General features: G+C 63.8%; 1 pseudogene. It reads right to left on the bottom strand.

Annotated elements, in window-relative coordinates:
• Positions 1-23: 23 nt before the first annotated feature.
• A pseudogene (locus E0T84_RS31555) lies at positions 24-1,091 on the bottom strand (IS110 family transposase); the annotation flags it as partial.
• Positions 1,092-1,333: the final 242 nt, after the last annotated feature.

Here is a 1,333-nt window from a genome sequence, read left to right as displayed (position 1 = left end):
CGCGAGCAATAGCTCCTATGTCAAGCCGCCACTGATTGTGGCGGCTTGACCGGGTTTTGGTGGTCGTTGCGGGGCGCGTCTTGGTGTAGTGCTTGGTAGACCCGGCGGGCGATGCGGCGTTTGACGCAGCGGCGGGCGGCGGCTTTGGTTTTGCCGGCCTCGAGCAGCTTTTGGAAGTAGATCTGCCCGGCGCTGCCGGTCATGCGGATCTGGGTGAGGACGATGCGGTGAATGGCGGCGTTGAGTTGGCGGTTACCGGCCCGGCTGAGCCGCATCTGCCCGGCGCTGGCACCTGACCACGCTGGGATGGGCGCCACCCCGCAGTGACAGGCAAACGCCGCCTCACTTTTGAACCGGCTGATCCCGGCGGCTTCGCCGACGATCTTGGCCGCGGTCAGCTCCGCACACCCGGGGATCTGCAGCAGCGCCGGGGCCGCCTGGTGGGCGCCGGCGGCCAGACGTTTGGCCAGGGTGTTGATCTCGACGGTGAGCCGAATGATGTCGGTCAGCTCGGCGCGGGCGATTTCAGCGACCAGGCCCGACCGCTCATCGAGCCAGGCCATCAGAGCTTTCTGATGTTTGACGGTGTTGAGTGAGCCCAACGCCGCAGAACGCTCGGGATCCAGATCATGAACATGCCAGTGCAACCGGTTGATCGCCGAGGTACGTTGAGCCACCAGCACATCACGACGATCGGTCAACAACTTCAGCTCCCGCGACACCTGGTCATGCGAGGCCACGGGCAGGTCGGGTTCACGCAGCACCGCCCGGGCCACCGCCAGCGCATCGATCGGATCGGACTTGCCCTTGGTGCGCGCGGATTTTCGGGTGGCGGCCATCAGTTTGGTGGGCACCCGCACCACCTTCTGCCCGGCCCCGAGCAGGTCACGTTCCAACCGGGCCGACATGTTGCGGCAGTCCTCGATGCCCCAAATCAACTCGACACCGAACTGCTCGCGAGCCCACATGATGGCCGTGTGATGCCCGTCAGTGGTGGCCTTGACGGTTTTCTCGCCGAGCTTGCGCCCGACCTCATCGACAACGACAAAAGTGTGGCTGCGCTTGTGTACATCGGCTCCAACAACAACCATGGTGGTTGCCTCCTTCAATCATGAAGAGGGGTGTGTTGAGGTTGGGCCGGTCGGCGGACACTTCTCAGTCGGGGGCGATGCCACGCTCCTATCAAGTCACGCCGGCCGGTCCTTCACACCTGGTGCCGGCACTACTGCTCAAATGCCAACCCACAACGGGCGACAGACACAAATCGAGCCAGACACCAGATGATCCAGACCCAACCACCGCAACGCGGCAAAAGCCAGACTGACACTGAGAC

This window comes from Mycobacterium sp. DBP42 (assembly GCF_005924235.1).
In the GTDB taxonomy this organism is placed as follows: domain Bacteria; phylum Actinomycetota; class Actinomycetes; order Mycobacteriales; family Mycobacteriaceae; genus Mycobacterium; species Mycobacterium syngnathidarum.
The sequence above is the reverse complement of the archived record's forward strand: the minus strand, read 5'-3'. Positions and strand labels throughout refer to the sequence as shown.